18 protein-coding genes and 1 riboswitch are annotated in these 20,393 nt (G+C 70.6%); of the genes, 3 read left to right on the top strand and 15 right to left on the bottom strand.

The annotated features are described in order from the left end of the window. Positions 1-186 precede the first annotated feature (186 nt). From AC0VYN_RS12675 to AC0VYN_RS12660, 4 genes are all read right to left on the bottom strand, one after another. Positions 187-681, bottom strand: a complete 495-nt coding sequence (locus AC0VYN_RS12675; protein ID WP_475536870.1) for a hypothetical protein — start codon at positions 679-681, stop codon at positions 187-189. 110 nt (positions 682-791) lie between these two features. Next, complete coding sequence (locus AC0VYN_RS12670; RefSeq protein ID WP_475536064.1) at positions 792-2,573, bottom strand: alpha/beta hydrolase; 1,782 nt, start codon at positions 2,571-2,573, stop codon at positions 792-794. 6 nt (positions 2,574-2,579) lie between these two features. Beyond that, positions 2,580-3,041 (bottom strand): hypothetical protein, encoded by a 462-nt coding sequence (locus tag AC0VYN_RS12665; protein WP_475536063.1) that lies wholly within the window; start codon positions 3,039-3,041, stop codon positions 2,580-2,582. A gap of 1,019 nt (positions 3,042-4,060) precedes the next feature. After that, entirely contained in the window at positions 4,061-5,254 is a 1,194-nt protein-coding gene (locus AC0VYN_RS12660) for an MBL fold metallo-hydrolase (protein ID WP_475536062.1), read from the bottom strand. A 169-nt stretch (positions 5,255-5,423) separates the two neighbouring features. On the opposite strand from AC0VYN_RS12660, the gene AC0VYN_RS12655 reads away from it, so the two are divergent. Next, the gene (locus AC0VYN_RS12655; RefSeq protein ID WP_475536061.1) at positions 5,424-6,008 is read left to right on the top strand and encodes a carboxymuconolactone decarboxylase family protein; all 585 of its coding nucleotides are present in this window, start codon (positions 5,424-5,426) and stop codon (positions 6,006-6,008) included. Positions 6,009-6,068: 60 nt separating this feature from the next. After that, positions 6,069-6,689: a TetR/AcrR family transcriptional regulator gene (locus tag AC0VYN_RS12650; RefSeq protein WP_475536060.1), complete on the top strand. Its 621-nt coding sequence runs from the start codon at positions 6,069-6,071 to the stop codon at positions 6,687-6,689. A gap of 124 nt (positions 6,690-6,813) precedes the next feature. Here the strand turns inward: AC0VYN_RS12650 and AC0VYN_RS12645 are convergent, their stop codons facing one another. Together AC0VYN_RS12645 and AC0VYN_RS12640 are read right to left on the bottom strand one after the other, a co-directional pair. Next, positions 6,814-7,599 carry an SGNH/GDSL hydrolase family protein gene (locus AC0VYN_RS12645; RefSeq protein WP_475536869.1) on the bottom strand — a complete coding sequence of 262 codons (786 nt, stop codon included), beginning with the start codon at positions 7,597-7,599 and terminating at the stop codon, positions 6,814-6,816. Between the two features lie 214 nt (positions 7,600-7,813). Beyond that, positions 7,814-8,749 carry a M23 family metallopeptidase gene (locus AC0VYN_RS12640; RefSeq protein WP_475536059.1) on the bottom strand — a complete coding sequence of 312 codons (936 nt, stop codon included), beginning with the start codon at positions 8,747-8,749 and terminating at the stop codon, positions 7,814-7,816. 4 nt (positions 8,750-8,753) lie between these two features. Further along, positions 8,754-8,910, bottom strand: a riboswitch (cyclic di-AMP (ydaO/yuaA leader). A gap of 439 nt (positions 8,911-9,349) precedes the next feature. On the opposite strand from AC0VYN_RS12640, the gene AC0VYN_RS12635 reads away from it, so the two are divergent. Further along, positions 9,350-10,147, top strand: a complete 798-nt coding sequence (locus AC0VYN_RS12635; RefSeq protein ID WP_475536058.1) for a tyrosine-protein phosphatase — start codon at positions 9,350-9,352, stop codon at positions 10,145-10,147. A gap of 24 nt (positions 10,148-10,171) precedes the next feature. Here the strand turns inward: AC0VYN_RS12635 and AC0VYN_RS12630 are convergent, their stop codons facing one another. The 9 genes from AC0VYN_RS12630 to AC0VYN_RS12590 form a co-directional block, all read right to left on the bottom strand. Then, positions 10,172-10,291, bottom strand: coding sequence for a DUF6126 family protein (locus tag AC0VYN_RS12630; RefSeq protein WP_189231612.1), 120 nt, complete (start codon positions 10,289-10,291; stop codon positions 10,172-10,174). Continuing rightward, entirely contained in the window at positions 10,288-10,932 is a 645-nt protein-coding gene (locus AC0VYN_RS12625) for a helix-turn-helix domain-containing protein (protein WP_475536057.1), read from the bottom strand. Before AC0VYN_RS12625 ends, AC0VYN_RS12630 begins: the two co-directional genes overlap by 4 nt. 77 nt (positions 10,933-11,009) lie before the next feature. After that, positions 11,010-12,392 (bottom strand): aspartate aminotransferase family protein, encoded by a 1,383-nt coding sequence (locus tag AC0VYN_RS12620; protein ID WP_475536056.1) that lies wholly within the window; start codon positions 12,390-12,392, stop codon positions 11,010-11,012. Then, complete coding sequence (dxs, locus tag AC0VYN_RS12615; protein ID WP_475536055.1) at positions 12,393-14,309, bottom strand: 1-deoxy-D-xylulose-5-phosphate synthase; 1,917 nt, start codon at positions 14,307-14,309, stop codon at positions 12,393-12,395. 27 nt (positions 14,310-14,336) lie between these two features. Next, positions 14,337-15,491 carry a flavodoxin-dependent (E)-4-hydroxy-3-methylbut-2-enyl-diphosphate synthase gene (gene ispG / locus AC0VYN_RS12610; RefSeq protein WP_475536054.1) on the bottom strand — a complete coding sequence of 385 codons (1,155 nt, stop codon included), beginning with the start codon at positions 15,489-15,491 and terminating at the stop codon, positions 14,337-14,339. A 4-nt stretch (positions 15,492-15,495) separates the two neighbouring features. Further along, positions 15,496-16,518 carry an adenosyl-hopene transferase HpnH gene (hpnH, locus tag AC0VYN_RS12605; protein WP_161163682.1) on the bottom strand — a complete coding sequence of 341 codons (1,023 nt, stop codon included), beginning with the start codon at positions 16,516-16,518 and terminating at the stop codon, positions 15,496-15,498. 6 nt (positions 16,519-16,524) lie between these two features. Next, complete coding sequence (locus tag AC0VYN_RS12600; protein WP_475536053.1) at positions 16,525-17,166, bottom strand: phosphorylase family protein; 642 nt, start codon at positions 17,164-17,166, stop codon at positions 16,525-16,527. Next, on the bottom strand, positions 17,166-19,208 hold the full coding sequence (shc, locus tag AC0VYN_RS12595; protein WP_475536052.1) for a squalene--hopene cyclase: 2,043 nt from the start codon (positions 19,206-19,208) through the stop codon (positions 17,166-17,168). Before shc ends, AC0VYN_RS12600 begins: the two co-directional genes overlap by 1 nt. A gap of 118 nt (positions 19,209-19,326) precedes the next feature. Continuing rightward, a complete protein-coding gene (locus AC0VYN_RS12590; protein WP_475536868.1) occupies positions 19,327-20,391 on the bottom strand; it encodes a polyprenyl synthetase family protein in 1,065 nt (354 codons plus the stop codon). Positions 20,392-20,393: the final 2 nt, after the last annotated feature.

Below are 20,393 nucleotides of genomic sequence, written 5' to 3'. Positions count from 1 at the left end.
GACTACCCGCACGCCCGCCAGGCCCTCCAAGTCGTGCGCTGGAGACGCGATCTGGGCACGGGCAAGCTGACGATCGAGCGGATCCACCTGGTCACGAGTCTGCCGCCCGGCGCGGTCAGCGGCAGCGAGCTCGCGGCCTGGATCCGCGGCCACCAAGGACCCTGCTTCAGAAGGCGGGCTGGTTTTTCAGCCCGAAGACGTCGGCGGGAGGGGTTCACTGGACGACCAGAAGGCGTCTTCCGTGTTGGGCCTCGGAATCGGCTCACCGTAGTAACTGCGGCCGTTCACTTTCGTCGCCGGTGGGGCCACGCTGGACTCCTTGACGCAGGAGGTTTGGACGTCCAGAAAGAACTGTCCCTCCCCGCCGACCACCAAGCTCATGCGGAGCAGTCCGTCACCGCTTTCGGCGTAAATTTCCGGGAATTCGACACTAGGGTTGACGTCGGTGATTTTGTTTCCGTTCTTCTTCCAATGACGCTCGATGATGCCGAGCAGGGCACCCCTCCTCTCTTTCGAAACTTTTGTCATGACAACCGCGCGGCGCGTAACGTCCCCCAGCCCGGTCGCCTGTCCACCACAGCTGCCGTGATCCGACACGTCGTGAGTCCACTCGATGGGAGGCTTCACTGTCGAGAGAGTTTCGTAAACAAGCGCATCGGCCTTGTCCGCCGCCTCCTGCATGTTCACATTCGAACCCTTCCGTGCGTCTTCCGAACGCCCATGGTCACCGCCGCAACCGACGACGGTGAGGAGCGCGAGTGAAATTCCGATCACTCCGATGGGAAACCTTTTCATCGTGACTCTTCTGTCGTGACTAGATCTGCTCTTCCGGAGACAATCTTGGCGATATTGTTTGCAGCGGACGGATTTCTCTCGGAATCGAAGTACCCCGAGTGGGCCGGGGTCGGGCCCTCACCGGAGAGCCAAAGAGGCAGTGGGCCGTCGCCCGATTGTATGCGCGTGGCGCCAAAACTCTCGCTGACGGGGTCCCTGCCGAACCAGCGTTCGCCGTCCAGTGCGTTGACAATGGCAGGTGCGGGGCCGATAAGGCTGCTGGGGGCCGGGAGCCAGGAAACTGGATCATTTCCGGCTGATGCGGCGAATACATGACCTTTCCCGACGTTGAGTTCGTCGGCGGTCTGCGCACCGGTGCCGGGGCTGCCCAGGAGTACGATGTCGTCGACTCCGGGTATACCGCCCTCCTCTCTTGCCGCCGTTCCCACCAAGAGTGAGCCATAGGAATGGCCAATGGCCGTGACGTGCGGATCGGCGTTCTCGTTGGTGGCCTGTATGCCTTCCATGAAGCTTCGGTATGCGGGAGCGCCCCTGTCGGCGAGAGTTGTGGACGTCACTTCGGTGAAACCGGGAGCGTCATAACCCAACCAGACGATGGAAGCGGTGGAGTGGTCGTACTTGTATGCCCCTTTTGCGGTCTGAAATGCTCGCCGGACCGTGTCGTCCGCGAAGTCGCCGTCAAGCGCTGTCCCTAGTCCCGGAGCGTAAGCGGATACGTTCCTCGAAGTGTCCGGGTTCCCGTAGCTTACGATCGCACGACCATTTCCTTCGTCCCCGATGCCGAGCAGAAGCATGGGTGGCTGACTGGGGCTGGCCAGCTTCTCCTGAATTCCTTTCATGCCCTCCAGTTGCGCCTTGGAAGTCTCGTCGTGCTGCCCTTCCAGTTTGGCGATGAGTACATGCAGATTCTCGCGGTTCACTTCATCACGCACCGCGGCCGGAATTCCGTCCAGGCTTCCGATGGTCTCAGGGAATGCGATCTTGTATTCTTCGCGCTGTTCGTCGGTGAGGGTGTCCCACCACTCTTTTCGGTCGGCGGGGGTCTTGTCGAAAGGGACGGTGTCCTGTAGGTAATCGCGCGCGGCCGAGCTGACAGCGTCTACGTCGTAGGCCACGTCCGCCCACGTCTTCGTGTTGACGTTCAGCCCTGGCGCCGCCTTGAGTTTGCCGAGCGCCTCGCTGTACCGCTCGTCGATCTCCGTGGCTTCCCGCAGGGCGTGGGCGATGCGGTCGGCGATGTCCTGGGCCTTCGCGAAGTGCGGGTTGCCGTGGTGGATGTCGATGCCGCTGGTTCTCGCATCCGGTGAATACAGTCCGTTGGGGCCAGGGCCGTACAGGGCTCTGTTGTCGGGACTCAGCATGCCGTTGTTGCCGACGGCCGTGCCGCCCGGGACCTCGCCTCCGGTTGCCTCGTTCTCGCCGCCTGCAGGAAAGGTGACGTCTCCAGCCGGGCTGACCGGGTATCCCAGAGCCGCCGCATCGTCCAACGCCTCGATCAGGCGGCGCCGAGGTGAGGCGATCTCGGCGGAGAAGCCGTTGAGCGACCCGCTGACCAGGCCGCACTCGACCTGGGTGTAGTGAAGGTTCTCCGCGAGCTTCTTCAGCTGCTTCTGCGCCGCGTCAGCGGCCTTTCCCTCGTTGGCCGCGTCCATGGCCTTGGTGATCTGCTTGCCGATGCGCTCCCTGGACGCGTCGGCTGTATCGCTCACCGCGCGGTATCCGTCCGCGGCTTCCGCGTACTCGGCCGGCTTGAGCGCCTTGAGGGTCTTGATGTCCACGACCGATCACCGGCCCTTGCCGTGGTCGGCGGACGCGTCCTTGGAACCGACACTCAGCGCGGCGATCTCGGCCTCGATCGCCTGGTCCGTCCTCAGCTGGTCGTTCCCCGTCTTCTCCAGAACACCGGCGAGACCCTCGCACCACTCGTCGATGTCCTTCACCCGGCGCTCCCACGAGTCGAAGACCCCCTTCTGCGCCGCGGCGGTCAGAAACGCGGAACCCTCGTCGAGACCGGTCTGGGAATCCCCCAGCTTCGTCAACGCCTTGCCGAGGTTGGTCTGCACCTCGCCGAGCCCCTCCCCCGCCCTGGACCACGCGGCTTTGTCCGACCGCAACCTGCCCGACGGAGGACCATAGGTACCGCCGCCCGTTCCTCCCTGGTCGGCCGGCAACTGGTTGAGCTGCATGTGCGCGGGCTGACGCTCAGCCGCCGCGGCCTTGAGCCGCTCCCACTCTTCCCACGCCATGCGTGGCCCCTCCCCGACTTCCTGGACCCACCACCGGCCGAACGGCCCCCGTTCACCGGCAATGGTGTGTGGACGAAGTGAAAGCTAACGTGCCGTCACCACCGGCCCCACCCGTATCCGGCATCAAGAAGTCTGAGTAGCCGTACTCAGCCTGGAACAAGCCGCGAACTGGCCGGATCGTCGTTTCTCGTCGCAGCGCCGTCGCGCACCCGTCGCCCGAGTGCGTGCGCATGCCCTACCCCGGCGCCGCCGACAGGCGGGGCACGTCCGTACGGAGCCCGTGACGCAGCCGAGGAATCCGTGGACGCGCGATGAGGCGGATTCGGCGACGCGGGGTTCGGCCGGGCTCCCCCTCACTTCCCGCGAAGAGGCCCTCGACGAGTAAGTCGGTGGAACCGATCCGGGGGACCGTGCGCAGACGGCTCAGGAAATCGGCGAACTGCTGACGATCGTGTCGCCGGATCAAGAACTCCACACTGCGACCACGGCATTGGGACTCGATCTACTGCCGCCGCACGAGTCGTCCCTACGGGCATGGCTGAACGGTTCCTGCAGACCGCAGCAAGTGCGAGGAAGCCGACGAGCGAGAACAGGTCATGCAGCAGAACTCCTGTGCGGGTGGGACGCTGGAGCTGAGCGGGAGCGCCGAACCACCCGAACGCGTTCGTGCCGGTGGTCCGCCAGCGGGTGCACTGGGCTCCTCACAGATCGCCTATGCTCGCGATCAATTGGCATGGCCAGGTCCCCACCGGTCGTCCGGAGCCTGGCGCCCTTCTGCCCGTCAAGGACACCGATACGGCGGCGCCCGCGCAGGAAGGTGAGGGCCAGAGACTCCTGTGGGGCGGCCCGGGCAGCCATCTCGGGCGGCACAGGACACGTGCCGCGCAAAAGGTGCTCGGCACGGACGGAGAACTTCCACTCCACGGTGAGACCAAAGTCCAACAGCAAACGATCCAGCACCTCAGCCGGAAGGCGCTTCAACATCTGAACCATCTCCCCCAGCTCGTCCCCGACCGACGTCACCGCTCCCCCGCGAGGTCGAGATCACCCCTGCTCGTCTCGGCCGCCCGCTGAGCGCCCTGCGGACGCCGCCACGGGTGCGCGATCGGACCGGAGACCGCCCGCCACCACGGCTCCACCGGCAGCTTCCCCGCCGGCTCGAACGGCTCGCCCGGCCGCGGGAGCGCCACCGCCTGGCCGGCCTCCTCGGCCGCGTCCTTCGTCCACTCCCCCGGTTCGGCCCAGGCGTGCGGGGCCAGGTTGAAGGTCCCCCAGTGGATCGGCAGCAGCACCCCGCCCGGAGCGCGTCCCTGGAGGTCCAGGTGGGCGCGTATGCCCTCCTCGGGCGTCATGTGGATGTCCGGCCAGAACTCGGCGTACGCCCCGATCTGGATCATCGTGGCGTCGAAGGGGCCGTGGGCGGCGCCGATGTCGCGGAAGCCGTCGAAGTAGCCGGTGTCCCCGCTGTGGAAGACGCGGTGCTCCTCACCGGCGACGACCCAGGACGCCCAGAGGGTGTGCTGGGTGTTGCCCAGCCCGCGTCCGCAGAAGTGGCGGGCCGGGGTGGCGGTCAGGGTGAGGCCGCCGACGCGCGTCGACTCGTGCCAGTCCAGCTCCCGCAGCCGGTCGGCGGGCACGCCCCAGTGCTCGAGGTGGGCGCCGACGCCGAGCGGCACGGCGAACAGGGTGTCCGTGCCGGCCAGCGCCTTGATCGTGGGCAGGTCCAGATGGTCGTAGTGATCGTGGGAGATCACGACGACGTCGACCGGGCCCAGGGACGCCAGGGGCACCGGGGCCGGGTGCAGCCGCTTGGGGCCGACGAAGGGGAAGGGGGAGCAGCGCTCGCCCCAGACGGGGTCGAAGAGCACCCGCTGTCCGTCGATCTCGGCGAGCACGCTGGAGTGCCCCGTCCAGGTCAGCCGCAGCCCGGTGGCGGGCGGCCGGGCGAGGTCGGCGAGCGTGGTGGCGTGCACCGGAACCGTGCCTCGCGGGGCACGGCCGAGCCGCGACTCCCGGTCGAAGTAGACGCGGGCGAATTCGCGGGCCGAACCGGAGGGGCGGGTCCGGGCGGGGCCGCCGGGGTTCTGGAACACTCCGTCGCGGAAGTGCGGCGATCTGCGGATACGCGCCATGCGCGCACCGCCCGGGTCGACGCCGAAGGCGGCGGGCCGCGGCACGCGGAGCCCGGTACGGGGGGAACGGGGGGCGGCCACGGTACCTCCTGGTGGAGTGGGTCAGGCTCTCATTGTCGTCCTGTCCGACGTCACGTCGAACGACGGATGTCACATCCGGGTTCCCTCCACTCGTCGTACCGGTGAGGGCGCTCCCCACGGAGCGCCGGGAACGGATCGGCACGGCCGACGGACAGGAAGGTGGCCCCCCATGGCCCGCGTATCCCTCACCCCGCCCCGCACCCTCTTCTTCCGCGTCATGGAGTGGTACTCCCGGCGCACCTACGGCAAGGTCCTCGACCCGGGCAAGGCCCTCGCGCACAACCCGCGCGTGCTCTGGAGCGACCTGCGGTTCGAGCAGTCCGTGGCCCGCTGGAACAGGCTGGACGCCGATCTGAAGGCGCTCGCGGTGATGGCCTCGGCGGCCTCGATCGGCTGCTCCTGGTGCATGGACTTCGGATACTGGGAGAGCGCCGGGCGCGGCATGGACCGGCGCAAGCTCCACGACGTGCCGCTCTGGCGGGAGAGCGACGCCTACACGCCGCTGGAGCGCGACGTCATGGAGTACGCCGAGGCGGTGACGGCGACGCCGCCCGCCGTCGACGACGGTCTCGCCGAGCGGCTGCGGACCCGGCTGGGCGAGCCGGCGTTCGTGGAGCTGACGGCCATGGTCGCCGTCGAGAACCTGCGGTCCCGCATCAACGCCGCTCTCGGCCTCACCAGCCAGGGCTTCAAGGACTCCTGCGACCTGCCCGGCACGGGGCGCACGGGCGCGGCCACCGCCACGGCGGACTGAGCCGGCGGGGCCGCAGGTGGCCGTCGTGGCACGTGCGGGCGCCTGTATAGGGTGACGGGCGTGGCGAGAGTCCGGTTGAGTGTGGCGGAGCGGCGCGAGGAGCTGCTGCGCGCGGCCATCGAGCAGATATCGGCGCGGGGCGTGGCGGCGTTGCGGATCGCCGACGTGGCCGCGGCGCTCGGGGTGAGCAGCGCGCTGGTGCTGTATCACTTCTCGACGAAGGAGAAGCTGGTAGCCGCCGCGTTCGCCCGCGCCGCCGAGGAGGACCTGGCCCGCCTGCGCAAGCTGCTCGGCCGCCGCACGTCGGCGCTGCGCCGGCTGCGCGCGGCCGTGCGGTGGTACGCCCCGACCGGCCAGGCCAAGGGCTGGCGACTGTGGATCGAGGGCTGGGCGGTCTCGCTGCGCGAGCCTGCGCTGCGGGAGGTGGCGCGGGAGCTGGACCGGCAGTGGAAGGCGGCCATCGCCGAGGTCATCGCGGAGGGTGTGGCCGCCGGGGAGTTCCCCTGCCCGGACCCCGACGGCGCCGCCCTGCGGCTGACGGCGCTGCTGGACGGGCTGGCCGTGCAGCTGACGTCGTACACGGGCGCGGTGTCCCGGGCCCGTGCGCTGGAGTGGGTGGACGGGGCACTCGCCCGGGAACTCGGCCTCGAACGGGGAGCGTTGACCACGCCCCGGCGCTGAGCGCGTGCCCCGGTGGGTCGGCTTGGCCGCCCGGCCCCTCCCGCGGGGCGAAGGGCCCCGCCGGAGCCGCCGGGCGACTTCCGCTGGGCGGCAGGGCCTCCCGCCGGCGCCGCCGGGGCCGCCCTCACGCCACCGAGGCGATCCGCAGCCTGATGTCGTCCGCCGTCAGCGTCCCCTTGGCGATCACGTGGTCCCCCGAGGACCGGCCGCGCAGCCGGCGCCCGATCCACGGCACCAGGTACTCCCGCGCCCAGTGCACGTCGTCCCGCCGGATGTGGAGGGTGCCGCGCGGCGGCAGGGGCGGCCAGGGCTGGTCCGGGTCGGCCGGGACGGCCAGGCCGAGGACCTGGCCGGCGCGCAGCGCCACGCGGGTGTGCCCCTCGGCCGACAGGTGCAGCCGGTCGCTGTCCCAGGCCCTGCGGTCCTGGACGCTCCGCAGCGACCACAGGTCGAGCACCGGGCAGCCGTAGCGGTCGGCGATCGCCCGCACATGCCCGTTGTAGGTGGCGATCTTGCCGCGCAGGTGCTTGAGGACGGGTATCCCCCGGGTGTCGAAGCCGGTGGTCACCAGCACCGTGCCGGCCGTGGCGGCCAGCGCGGCCACGGCCCGCTCGAACCGTTCGGCCACCTCGTCCGGGTCGGTGCCGGGCCGGATGATGTCGTTGCCGCCGGCACAGAACGAGACCAGGTCCGGCGCGAGTTCGACGGCCCGGGGTACCTGCTCCGCCACGATCTGGTCGAGCAGCCTGCCGCGTACGGCCAGGTTCGTGTACGTGAAGTCGCCCTCGGGGCGCCGGTCGGCGAGCAGTACGGCGAACCGGTCGGCCCAGCCGACGAACGACCCGTCGGGGCCGGGGTCGCCGACGCCCTCGGTGAAGCTGTCCCCCACCGCCACGTACGACCCGATCACTGCTCTGCTGTCACTCTTCGAATCGTCTGCCACGTCGGTCCATGATTCACCGTGGAGTGTGACCTACGCGACCGTAGGCAGGGGTTGACGGGCGGTGAGAAAGGCCACTCCTAAAGTGTTCGCCAACTCAGGAATAAGCGGGGCCCGGTGGCGGACGCACCGAAGGCCGGACCCGGGGATCGGGGTCCGGCCTTCGGTGGCGCGGGAGACGTCGTCAGAGGGAGACGCCGTGCGAACGCAGGTAGGCGACCGGGTCCACGTCGGAACCGTAGTCCGGCGTGGTGCGGATCTCGAAGTGCAGGTGCGGTCCGGTCACGTTGCCGGTGGCACCGGAGAGACCGATCTGCTGGCCGACGGTCACGGACTGACCGGCGGAGACGGAGATCGAGGACAGGTGGGCGTACTGGGCGTAGTAGCCGTCGGCGAGCTTGATGACGACCTGGTTGCCGTACGCGCCGCCGGGGCCGGCGGAGACGACGGTGCCCGCGCCGACGGCCTTCAGGGAGGTGCCGGTCGGGACGACGAAGTCGGTGCCGGTGTGGTAGCCGCTGGACCACATGCTGCCGGACTGGTGGTACGGGGTGCCGACGCCGGCGCCGGCCACGGGGGCGGTGTAGCCGCTGGTGGTGCCGGCGGACTGGGTGCTCGTGCCCGAGGACTTCGAGGCGGAGGTCTTCGCGGTGTCCGACTTCTCGGCGGACTGCGCGGCGGACTTCTCGGTCTTGGCCGGCTTCTCGGCGGCCTTCTCCGGAGCCGGGGAGGACTTGGCGGAGCCGGCCGCGGCCTTCTGGCCGATCGACAGCTTGAGACCCGGGTGGATGAGCGACGGGTCGGAGCCGACGGCCTCGCGGTTGTCCGCGTACAGCTTCTTCCAGCCGCCGTCGACGTGCTGCTCGTTGGCGATCTTCGACAGGTAGTCGCCGCTCTTGACGACGTAGGTGTGCGAGGCCGAGCCCTTGTCGGCCGACTTCTGCGCACCGGCCGCGACGGACTGGACGGACTGTCCGGCGACGGAGTGCGCGGGAGCGGCGTTGGCGGCGGCGGCACCCATCAGCGGGAGCGCGAGCGCGGCGCCACCGGTTCCGGCGACGGCGATGGTGCGGGTGAGGCGCTGGGCCTTGGTACGGCGGTGCTTACCCTTCGCGGGCATGGCGAATTCCTCTCCGGCGCCTGCGAGGTGAGCTGTCGGGTGCGGGCTGGAGATGCCCGGCCGCGTCGTGACGCGGCTTTACCCCGAGCCGTTCCGGGAACCGGAACAGGCGTTGTACCTGTGGGTCCCCCGCTCCTGCCGTGTACGGGTGGTGGATGGATGCGGGCTCCGGTCGGCGGCAGGATTAGGCGTCCGTCCGGATCGGTGGTGAACGTAAGCGACCGGGATGCGAACGGACAAGCGAGTGATTCCGCGGACGGGTGTTTCGCTTGATCCTTTGCGGGGACGGGCGGTCACACTCCGTCGATTCCGCGAGCGCCCTTCTCCGCGAAGAGGCTTGAAACGCACGCACATTACGTGGACATGACGAGCCACGCACGGTCACCGCTATGACGCTGCTCACGGGAGATGTCCCAGCATCCCTTACTTGCCTACGAGTTCGGATTAAAAGGCTGATTCGGGCAGAAGCCCCGGATGCCCCTTAGTCGGACCTGCCGGCTGCCCCGCGAACGGCTCGTTGCCGCAGGCAAGGGATGCCGTATCGTCGGCTGGGCGCCCGTCGGCGAGCAGTGCCGGCGGGGCGGAGTGGGAGGAGCCCCCGTGACGCAGCAGGTCCCGTCGACCGAACCCGAGCTGGCCGGCGTGCGCAACTTCCGGGACGTGGGCGGACTGCCGACCGAGGACGGGCGCCGCGTGCGTCAGGGCGTGCTGTTCCGCAGCGGCCACCTCGCGCACGCCACCGGGGAGGACGCCGCGTTCCTCGCCTCACTGGGGCTGCACACGATCTTCGACTTCCGCAACGCCGCCGACCACAAGCTCGAGGGACCCGACGTCGAGCTGCCGGGCGTGCGCAATGTGAACCTGCCGCTGAGCGACCCGGCCGACGGCGCCGAGTTCTGGAGGATGGTCCGCGACGGCGACCTCGACCAGCTCCGCGAGATCCTGGCGGACGGCCGGGCGGTGAACCGGATGATCGCCTCCTACCGCACGATCATCAAGGAGCGCACCGCGGAGCACTCCCGGGTGCTGCACGCGCTCGCGGAGGACAGCGTCCCCGCGCTGATGCACTGCGCGGCCGGCAAGGACCGCGCGGGCCTGTCGATCGCGATCACCCTGCTCGCCCTGGGCGTGCGGCGCGACGCCATCGTGGAGGACTACCTGAAGTCGAACGCGACGCACCGCCGCTACAAGGTGCGCCGCAGCGGATCCGCCGCCTCGGCCTACTCCCCCGAGGTCATGGAGTTGCTCAGCCCTCTGTTCGACGCGCGCGCCGAATACCTCTCCGCGGCCTTCGAGACCGTCGAGGCGACCTGGGGCGGGGTCGACGCCTACCTGGAGAAGGGGCTGCGCGTCACCCCGGAGATCCGGGAGCGGCTGCGCGAGCGGATGGTGGACTGAGCCGCCCGCTCACGGTCCGGCCGGCTACTTGGCGCCGACCTCGAAGAGCAGGAAGAGGAAGCCCGCGACGACGTGCCCGAGGGCGATGTAGATGAGGAGTCGCACCCACAGGGCGCGCGGGAGCTTGTCCTGGATCGTGCTCATGGCATCTCTCCTGCGGTGTGACGGGTCGGTGTGGTGACGGGCCCCAGGCACAGCGCCGCCGTGGGGCTCTGCAGCAGGGTGTGGACGAAGAGGAGTTCGAGCCCGTCGGCGTCCTGGGCGGCGATCCGGTGCGGGGTCAGGGAGTCGAAGTGGGCGCTGTCGCCCGGGCCGAGCAGGTGAACGGCGTCCCCGAGGCGCAGCCGCAGCCGGCCCCGCAGGACGTGGAGCCACTCCTCGCCGGGGTGCACGCGCACGATGTCGCCCTGGGAGCCGTGCGGCACACGGACGCGCAGGGCCTGCATCCCGCGGCCGGAACCGCCGGCCTGCCAGTACGTCCAGCCGCCCGCGGCGGTCGGCTCCATGTCCCCGGCCCGCACGACGGCGTCCCGGTCCGCGGCCGTCTCGCCGAGCAGCTCCGAGACGGTCGTACCATAAATACGGGCGAGCGAGAGCAGCATCGGCAGCGAGGGCTGACGCTGCCCGGTCTCCAGCCGGGAGAGGTGCGCGGGCGACAGCCCCGCGGCGCGGGCCGCCGCCTCCAGGGTGAGAGCAGCACGGTGCCGCAGGGCGCGCAGCTGCGGGGCGACCACGGAGGACACGGCGTCCGCCGGCTCCCCCGACGGGTCGTTCGAGGAGGTCATGTCTCCATTCAGCCCCGATTTTGCCTGCAAGGCAATTTTATTGCCTCACAGGCAAAGGGACGGCCGGCCTCCGCCGGCTAGCGGTTCGCCACCGCCTGCCTGACCAGAGTCTTCCCGAAGTCCCACATCAGCCCGCCGTGGTGGGCGTCCTCCATCACGTCGGTGAAGGCGTCGACGAACCGGTCCGCGTCCGACGCGTCGATGATCAGCGGCGGGATCAGCTTGATCACCTCGAGATGATCGCCGGACACCTGCGTCAGGATCCGGTGGCGGTGCAGCAGCGGCACCACCACCATCTGGGCGAAGAGCCCCTTCCGTGCGGCCTGCAGCATCGTCCAGCGGCTGCGCAGCCGCAGCGACTTCGGCCGGCCGAACTCGATGCCGATCATCAGCCCCCGGCCCCGGACGTCGGCGAGCAGCTCGTAGCGGTCCACCAGCTCCGTCAGGCGGGACTTGAGCCGCTCACCCACGGCGGCGGCGTTCGCCACGATCTCCTCGTTCTCCATCACCGACAGCACCGCGAGCCCGGCGGCCATGGCCTGCGCGTTGGAGCCGAAGCTCGCCGAGTGGACCTGCACCCGGTCCATCGAGGAGTACACCTTCTGGAAGATCCAGTCCTTGCCCAGCGTGGCCCCCACCGGCACGTACCCGCCGGACAGCGCCTTCGCGACGCACACCAGGTCGGGCTCGACGCCCTCCTCGTGCTGGTAGGCGTAGAACGCGCCGGTCCGGCCCAGTCCGGTCTGCACCTCGTCGGCGATGAGCAGCGCCTTGTGCCGGTGCAGCAGCTCCTGTGCGGCGCGCAGGTAGCCGGGTGGGGCCTCGTGGACGCCCTTGCCCTGGATGGGCTCGACGATCAGCGCGGCCACGTCGCCCCGGCCCAGCTCGCGGGCCAGGGCGTCCAGGTCGCCGAGCGGTACGGCGGTGTCGGGCAGCAGCGGTGCGAAGCCGTCCCGGAAGCAGGCCTCGCCGTTCACCGACAGCGAGCCGGTGGTCAGCCCGTGGAAGGCGTGCGAGCAGTACAGGATCCTGTGCCGGCCGGTCGCGTACCGGGCGAACTTCAGCGCGGTCTCCACGGCCTCCGTACCGCTGTTGCCGAAGAAGACGCGGTCCAGGTGGGGGCTGTAGGAGAGCAGCCGCTCGGCCAGCAGCCCGGGCAGCGGCGGACAGTCGAACCGGGTCAGGTCGGCCAGCGAGGCGTCGAGGACGTCGTGCAGCGCCTTGCGGACGACGGGGTGGTGACGGCCCAGGCCCATGACGGCGAACCCGGCCAGCATGTCCAGGTAGTCGTTGCCGTCCGTGTCCCAGAAGTGCGCGCCCTCGGCCCGCTCGTAGACCTTGTCGAAGCCGATGGTGCGCAGCATGCGCGGCAACTGGTGGTTGAGGTGCTTCGCGTGCAGCTCGTACCGCTCGGCGCCACGCTCGGCCAGCAGCGCGCCGAGATCGAACTCCTTGGTCATTCAGCTCTCTCCTTGCCCAGGCATGACGGTTCCCTCGTCCCCGGCCGCTTCCCTCACGGCCAGGCTCGCGCTGATCCGGCTGGCGATCTCGACCGGGGTGAGACCGATGTCGGCGAGCACCTCGGCGCGCTTGGCGTGCGCGAGGAACTGGTCCGGGATGCCGAACCGCCGTACGGGTACGTCGACTTCGGCGTCGCCGAGGGCCAGCGCCACCGCGGAGCCGACCCCGGCGGCACGGCTGTTGTCCTCGACGACGGCCACCAGGCGGTGCCGGGCGGCCAGGGGCGGCAGCGCCGGATCGACGGGCTTGACCCAGCGCGGGTCGACGACGGTGCAGCCGATGCCGCGGCCCTCCAGCAGCTCGGCCGCCCGCAGGCACACGGGCGCCATCACACCGACGGCGACCAGCAGCACCTCGGGCCGGCCGGCGGCGTGCAGGACGTCCATGCCGCCGACCCGGTCAACGGCCGGGAGGGCGGGCCCGACGGACTCCTTCGGGAAGCGCAGCAGCGTCGGCGCGTCGTCGACGGCGACCGCCTCGCGCAGCTGGACGCGCAGCTGTTCGGCGTCGCGCGGCGCGGCGATGCGCAGGCCCGGGACGACCTGGAGGACGGACATGTCCCACATGCCGTTGTGCGAGGCGCCGTCGACACCGGTGACGCCCGCCCGGTCCAGCACGAAGGTGACGCCGCAGCGGTGCAGGGCCACGTCCATCAGGAGCTGGTCGAAGGCGCGGTTGAGGAAGGTGGCGTAGACGGCGACGACCGGGTGGAGTCCGCCCGTCGCGAGTCCGGCGGCGGACACGGCCGCGTGCTGCTCGGCGATGCCGACGTCCCAGACCCGGTCGGGGAACCGCTCGGCGAAGGGCCCCAGCCCGACCGGGTGCAGCATGGCCGCGGTGATGGCCACGACGTCGTCGCGCTCCTCGCCGATCCGCGCCATCTCCTCGCCGAACACGGCGGTCCAGGACGGCCCGTCCGAGGGGCTGAGCGGTGCGCAGGTCAGCGGGTCCATCACACCGACCGTGTGGAAGTGGTCCGCCTCGTCGCGCAGGGCGGGCTCGTAGCCGCGGCCCTTCTCGGTGAGGCAGTGCACCAGCACCGGGCCGTGGAAGCGCTTCGCGCGCCGCAACGCCGATTCGACGGCACCGATGTCGTGCCCGTCGATCGGGCCCAGGTACTTCAGTCCGAGGTCCTCGAAGAGCCCCTGCGGCGCGAAGGCGTCCTTGAAGCCCTTCTTGGCGCCGTGCAGGGCCTCGTACAGGATGTCGCCGACCACGGGTGTGCGCTGGAGCGCCTCCTTGCCCCAGGCCAGCACCCGCTCGTAGCCGTCGGTCGTGCGCAGCGTCGCCAGGTGGTCGGCGAGGCCGCCGATGGTCGGCGCGTACGAGCGTTCGTTGTCGTTGACGACGATGATCAGCGGCCGGTCCCTGGCGGCCGCGATGTTGTTCAGCGCCTCCCAGGCCATGCCGCCGGTGAGCGCGCCGTCGCCGGTGACGGCGACGACGTGGCCCCGCTCCCCCCGCACCTGGCGGGCCTTGGCGAGGCCGTCGGCCCAGCCGAGCGCCGTGGAGGCGTGGCTGTTCTCGATGACGTCGTGCTCGGACTCCTCGCGCGAGGGATAGCCGGAGAGCCCGCCCTTGCCGCGCAGCTTGGAGAAGTCCTGACGGCCGGTCAGGAGCTTGTGCACGTAGCTCTGGTGGCCGGTGTCCCACAGGATGCGGTCGGCCGGTGACTCGAAGACCCGGTGCAGGGCGACGGTGAGTTCCACCACGCCGAGATTGGGTCCGAGGTGTCCGCCGGTACGGGCGACCGCCTGCACCAGGAAATCACGTATTTCGTCCGACAGTTCGCCGAGTTGCGCCTTGGACAGCGTTCTCAGGTCGCGTGGCCCCCGGATGCTCTCCAGAATCGTCACGCTCAAGCCCCCTTCGGTCCGTGCTGTTCAGTTCACGGTGACGGCCGGCTCCCCCGACGCGCCGTCCTTCTCCATCTGCTCGGCGAGCTTCATGGCCTCTTCGATGAGGGTCTCCACGATCCTGGACTCGGGGACGGTCTTGATGACCTCGCCCTTGACGAAGATCTGGCCCTTGCCGTTGCCGGAGGCGACGCCGAGGTCGGCCTCGCGGGCCTCGCCGGGCCCGTTGACCACGCAGCCCATGACGGCGACGCGCAGCGGGACGTCCATGCCGGTCAGGCCGGCGGTGACCTCCTCGGCGAGCTTGTAGACGTCGACCTGGGCGCGGCCGCAGGAGGGGCAGGAGACGATCTCCAGGCCGCGCTGTCGCAGGTTCAGCGACTCCAGGATCTGGATGCCGACCTTGATCTCCTCGACCGGCGGCGCGGACAGGGAGACGCGGATGGTGTCGCCGATGCCCTGGGAGAGCAGGGCGCCGAAGGCGACGGCGGACTTGATGGTGCCCTGGAAGGCGGGGCCTGCCTCGGTGACGCCGAGGTGCAGCGGGTAGTCGCACTGGGCGGCGAGCTGCCGGTAGGCCTCGACCATGACGACCGGGTCGTTGTGCTTGACCGAGATCTTGATGTCGCGGAAGTCGTGCTCCTCGAAGAGGGACGCCTCCCACAGGGCGGACTCGGCGAGCGCCTCGGGGGTCGCCCTGCCGTACTTCTGCAGCAGGCGCCGGTCCAGGGAGCCCGCGTTCACGCCGATGCGGATCGGGGTGCCGTGGTCCTTCGCCGCCCGGGCGATCTCCTTGACCTTGTCGTCGAACTGCTTGATGTTGCCCGGGTTCACACGGACCGCGGCACAGCCCGCCTCGATGGCGGCGAAGACGTACTTCGGCTGGAAGTGGATGTCGGCGATCACCGGGATCCGCGACTTCTTCGCGATCACCGGCAGGGCGTCGGCGTCGTCCTGCGTGGGACACGCCACACGCACGATCTGGCAGCCGGCCGCCGTCAGCTCGGCGATCTGCTGCAGCGTCGCACCGATGTCGGACGTACGGGTCGTCGTCATGGACTGCACCGACACCGGGGCCCCGCCCCCGACCGCCACCGGCCCGACCTGGATCCGCCGCGACTCGCGCCGCTCGGCGATCGGCCGGACCGGTACCCCGGGGACGCCCAGGGAGACGGCGGTCACGCCCTCAGTCCCGGTTCCCGGAGACCGTCTCCCGCATGGCCCGCAGGGACTCCTTGAGCGAGCCCATGGTGGCCAGGACGGCGGTGGGCTCGTAGCCGCAGTGCGCCATGCAGTTGGCGCAGCGCGGGTCCTTGCCGCGGCCGTACTTGTCCCAGTCGGTGTCCTCGATCAGCTCCCGGTACGTGGGGACGTACCCGTCGCTCATCAGGTAGCAGGGACGCTGCCAGCCGAAGAGGGAGTAGTTCGGGATCGCCCAGGCGGTGCAGGGGAAGTCGACCTTGCCCTCGAGGAAGTCGAGGAACAGCGGGGAGTGGTTGAGCCGCCAGCGGGCCCGGTTGCCGCCCGAGAAGGCCTTCTTGAACAGCTCGCGGGTCTGCTCCACGCCCAGGAAGTGCTCCTGGTCGGGCGCCTTTTCATAGGCGTAGGCGGGCGAGATCATCATCTCGTCGACCTGGAGGTCGTCGTTGAGGAAGTTGAGCACCTCGACGATGGTCTGCGGGGTGTCGGTGTTGAAGAAGGTCGAGTTGGTGGTGACCCGGAAGCCGCGCCGCTTGGCCTCCTTGATGGCCTCGACGGCCTCGTCGAACACCCCCTCCTTCGCCACGGACTCGTCGTGCCGCTCGCGCAGCCCGTCGATGTGCACCGCGAACGCGAAGTACGGCGAGGGCGTGAACTTGTCCATCTTCTTGCGCATGAGCAGGGCGTTGGTGCACAGGAAGACGTACTTCCGCTTGGCCACCAGCTGGCGGACGATCTCGTCGATCTGCGGGTGCATCAGCGGCTCGCCGCCGGCGATGGAGACCATCGGCGCCCCGGATTCGAGCACCGCCCCCACCGCCTGCGCGACCGGCATGCGCTGCTTGAGCACACCGGCCGGGTGCTGGATCTTGCCGCATCCCTCGCATTTGAGATTGCAGGCGAACAACGGCTCCAGCTCCACGATCAGCGGGAACTTGTCCCGCCGCCGGAGCTTCTGTTCGGCCAAGTATGTAGCGACCTTGATGGACTGACGCAGCGGCATGGCCATCTGGGCTCACCTCCTGGGGAGCGGCAAAGAACGGTGCCATTCGAAAAACGCGGGAAGTACGGACCGAAGGACGCGGAAAGCCGATATTCCACCGCGCACGGTGCCGATCCGGACGAGTTCGTGTTCGGGAGCGTCCACGACCACCCGGACGGCCGCAACGGGGCGCGGGCCCGCGCGGACGGCGCTCAGGAGCGTGGCGGCGGACTCCATGTCGACGGCGATCGCGCCGGTCGCGAGCAGGTCGGCGCGCTCGGGACCGCGCACGACGTGGTCCGAGCCGGTCAGCGGCCCGGTGTGTACGGTGCGCCCGGGCACGGCGCGCACCAGTTCCTTGACGAGCCGGTCGGTGCCGGCGCACCCGACCGTGCCCCGCGGGTCCCGGGTCTCCTCGGCGACGACCAGGTCGCCGGGGTGCATCCCGGGGGCGAGTCCCGCGCAGAAGCCCGTGGCCAGCACGGCGGCGTCGCCGAACCCCGGGCCGGCCAGGACCCGGACGACGGAGCGTTCGGCCGCCTTCGGTCCCATGCCGGTGCGCAGGACCGTGACCGGCCCCCCTGCCCCGCCGCGGTCGCCGGCGCGCAGGGCGAGGTGCTCGATGCCGAGCGCGCAGGCGATCAGCAGCGGGGCCGGTCCGGGCTGGGCGCTCATCAGCTCCCCTTCGCCTCGGACAGCGACTCGGCGAACGCCTGGACCGTGCGGGGCGCCTTGGCGAAGGGCTCGCCGTGGACGTACCGGCCGAGCGCGGTGAGCGGGAACACCTGCCGGTACAGGTGGTAGTTGATGGAGAAGTCCCAGGGGAAGCCGGTGCCGGTGAAGTACGGCTCGTCCCAGGATCCGTCCTCCCGCTGGGTGGCGGCGAGCCACCCGATGCCGCGCTCGACGGCCTTGGAGTCCCGCTCGCCCGCCGCCAGCAGGGCCATCAGCGCCCAGGCCGTCTGGGAGGCGGTGGAGGCGCCCCTGCCGCTCCACTCCCTGACGTGGCGGTAGGAGCGCAGGTCCTCGCCCCAGCCGCCGTCGTCGTTCTGGACGGACTCCAGCCAGGTCACCGCGCGGCGGACGGCCGGGTGCGAGGCGGGGATGCCCGCGGCGGTCAGGGCGGGGACGACGGAGCCGGTGCCGTAGACGTAGTTGACGCCCCAGCGGCCGAACCAGGAGCCGTCCGCCTCCTGCTCGGCGAGCAGCCACTCGATGCCGCGCCGGGTGCGCTGGTCGTGGGCGAGGCCCTCGACCGCGAGCATCTCCACGACGTGCGCGGTGACGTCCGCGGACGGCGGGTCGATCACCTCGCCGAAGTCGCAGAACGGCAGGCGGTTGGGGAAGGCGCTGGTGTTGTCGACGTCGAAGGCGCCCCAGGCGCCGTTCTTCGACTGCATGCCGAGGTTCCAGCGCACCCCGCGCGCGATGGCCTTCTCCGTGCGCTCGGCGTCGTGGTGCCGGACGCGGCGCAGGGCGAGGACGACCTCGGCGGTGTCGTCGATGTCGGGGTAGTTGTCGTTGTGGAACTCGAAGGCCCAGCCGCCGGGCGGAAGACCGGGACGCTTCACCGACCAGTCGCCGGGACGCACGACCTGCTCGCCGAGCATCCAGTCCGCGGCCTTCACCAGCTGCGGGTGGTCCGCGGGCACCCCGGCGTCGGCGAGCGCGATGGTCGCCAGACAGGTGTCCCACACCGGGGACTGGCAGGCCTCGATCATCCTGGCCCCGTCCTCGCGCCACACGGCGAAGCGGTCCAGGGACTCCAGGCCGGCCCGCATGACGGGGTGCCCGAGGTCGTAGCCGAGGAGGTGGAGGGCGATGACGGAGTACACGGCCGGGGGCTGGATGCCGCCCCAGCAGCCGTCGTTCTCCTGCCGTTCGACGATCCAGCGGGCGGCGGTGTTCATCGCGGCCCGGCGCAGGCGTTTCGGCGCCACCCTGCGGTAGACGTGCAGCGCCTTGTCGAGGCGCTGGAAGAGGCCGTCCCAGCTCGCCGCCGGTGCCAGGGGGCGGGGCGGGTTGGGCCGGGCCGGGTCGGTGTGCAGTTCGTCGAGCGGGAACGGCGCCGGGCGCACCGGCCGCTTCGCCGAGACGACGGTCAGCGGCACGATGGTCTGCCGGGCCCAGCAGCCGAAGTCGTAGATGTTCAGCGGCACCCAGGTCGGGAAGTAGATCAGCTCCGGCGGGAGTTCGGGCAGGTCGTCCCACTTCCACCAGCCGAACAGGGCCAGCCAGATCCGGGTGAAGACGCGGGAGGCGGCGATGCCGCCCCGGGCCCGGACCCATTCCGCGGCCTTCGCCATGTGCGGGGCGTCGGGCGCGTCGCCTGCCAGGCGGAGGGCGACGTAGGCCTCGACGGTGGCGGACAGGTCTCCGGGGCCGCCGTGGAAGGTGGCCCAGGTGCCGTCCTCGCGCTGCTCGCCGCGGATGAAGAGGGCTGCGGCGCGGGTGGTCTCCGCGTCCCGGATGCCGAGGAACTGACGCAAAAGCAGGTCCTCGGCGTCCATCGTGACGTTGGTCTCGAGGTCGCCCTTCCACCAGCCCTCGGCGTCCTGCCGGGAAAGCAGGAAGTCGGTGGCGCGCTGGGTCGCGCGGACGGCGGCTTCGTGTACCCCGGCCGCCGCGGCGGGGCTCGTGATGTCGGCTGTTTCGCTGGCCGCGGCTGCGCGGGACGGGAGGGTCGCCCCGGTGCTTCCGTCGGTCGTCGCTGTCATGGCTTCCCCTTCGTGCAGTGTGCAGGTGGTGCTTCTGCTGTGGGTCCGCCGTCGGCCGGTGCTCCGCTTCCCGCGACACCGGCCGGCGACTACGCGAGGGCTATTCGACCGATAGTGATCATCTCTTTCGTACGATGACGAAGTCGGCGAGCGCCGTGAACCGGTCCCGTACCCGGTCGGGCATGTCGACGGCGTCGAGGGCTTCGATGGCGATGGTGTGCTGGCGGCGCGCCTCGTCGGCGGTCCACTCGCGTCCGCCCGCCTCCTCGATGAGGGCGGCGCGGGCCGCGAACTCCTCCTCGGAGAAGTTCGCGAAGTCGCTGCTCCTGGCGTCGGCGGCGAGGATCTCCCCGAGCCGTTCGGAGGCGGGGCCGCCCGCGGCCAGGGCGGCCACGACCGGCAGGGACTTCTTGCGCTGGCGCAGGTCGCTCCAGGTCTGCTTGCCGGTGGCGTCCGGGTCGCCCCAGATGCCGAGGAGGTCGTCGACGGCCTGGAAGGCGAGGCCCAGGTGGTAGCCGTACCGCTCCAGGGTGTCGGCGGTGCGCTCGTCGGCGCCGCCGAGCACCGCGCCGATGGAGCTGGCGCAGGCGAGCAGGGCGCCGGTCTTGTTGCCCTCCATCTCCAGGCACTCCTCGACGCTGACCCGGTCGCGGTGCTCGTAGGAAATGTCCTGCGCCTGACCGTCGATCAGGGCGCGGGACGCTCGGGTCAGCCGGCGGGTGGCGCGGCCCGCGTCGACGGTGCCGAGTTCCAGCAGCACCTCGTTGGCCAGGGCGAACAGGGCGTCGCCGACCAGGATGGCCTGGGCGGGGCCGTGCACCTTCCAGACGGTGTCCCGGTGGCGGCGCTGCTCGTCGCCGTCCATCAGGTCGTCGTGCAGGAGGGAGAAGTTGTGCACCAGCTCCACGGCGACCGCGCCGGGCACCCCGACCTCGGGCGCGGCGCCGGTGACCTCGGCGGAGAGCAGCGCGAGCGCGGGCCGGACGGCCTTGCCGCCGTCGCCGTCCGCGGGGTTGCCCTGGGCGTCGATCCAGCCGAAGTGGTAGGCGGCGACGGTGTCCATGGGGGGTGCCAGGCTCTCGACGGCCGCTCGCAGCACCGGCGTGGCCAGATCCCGGCCGCGCTCCAGGAGCGAGGCCACGTCCACCGTGGTCCGTCGATCGGCCTTCGGGGCCGGGGGCACAG

The sequence above is a fragment of the Streptomyces sp. 63XJN7_1_ISO-PGPR-S23-121 genome (assembly GCF_056173025.1).
Note: the sequence above shows the minus strand (reverse complement) of the source record. Positions and strands in the feature narration are given on the sequence as shown.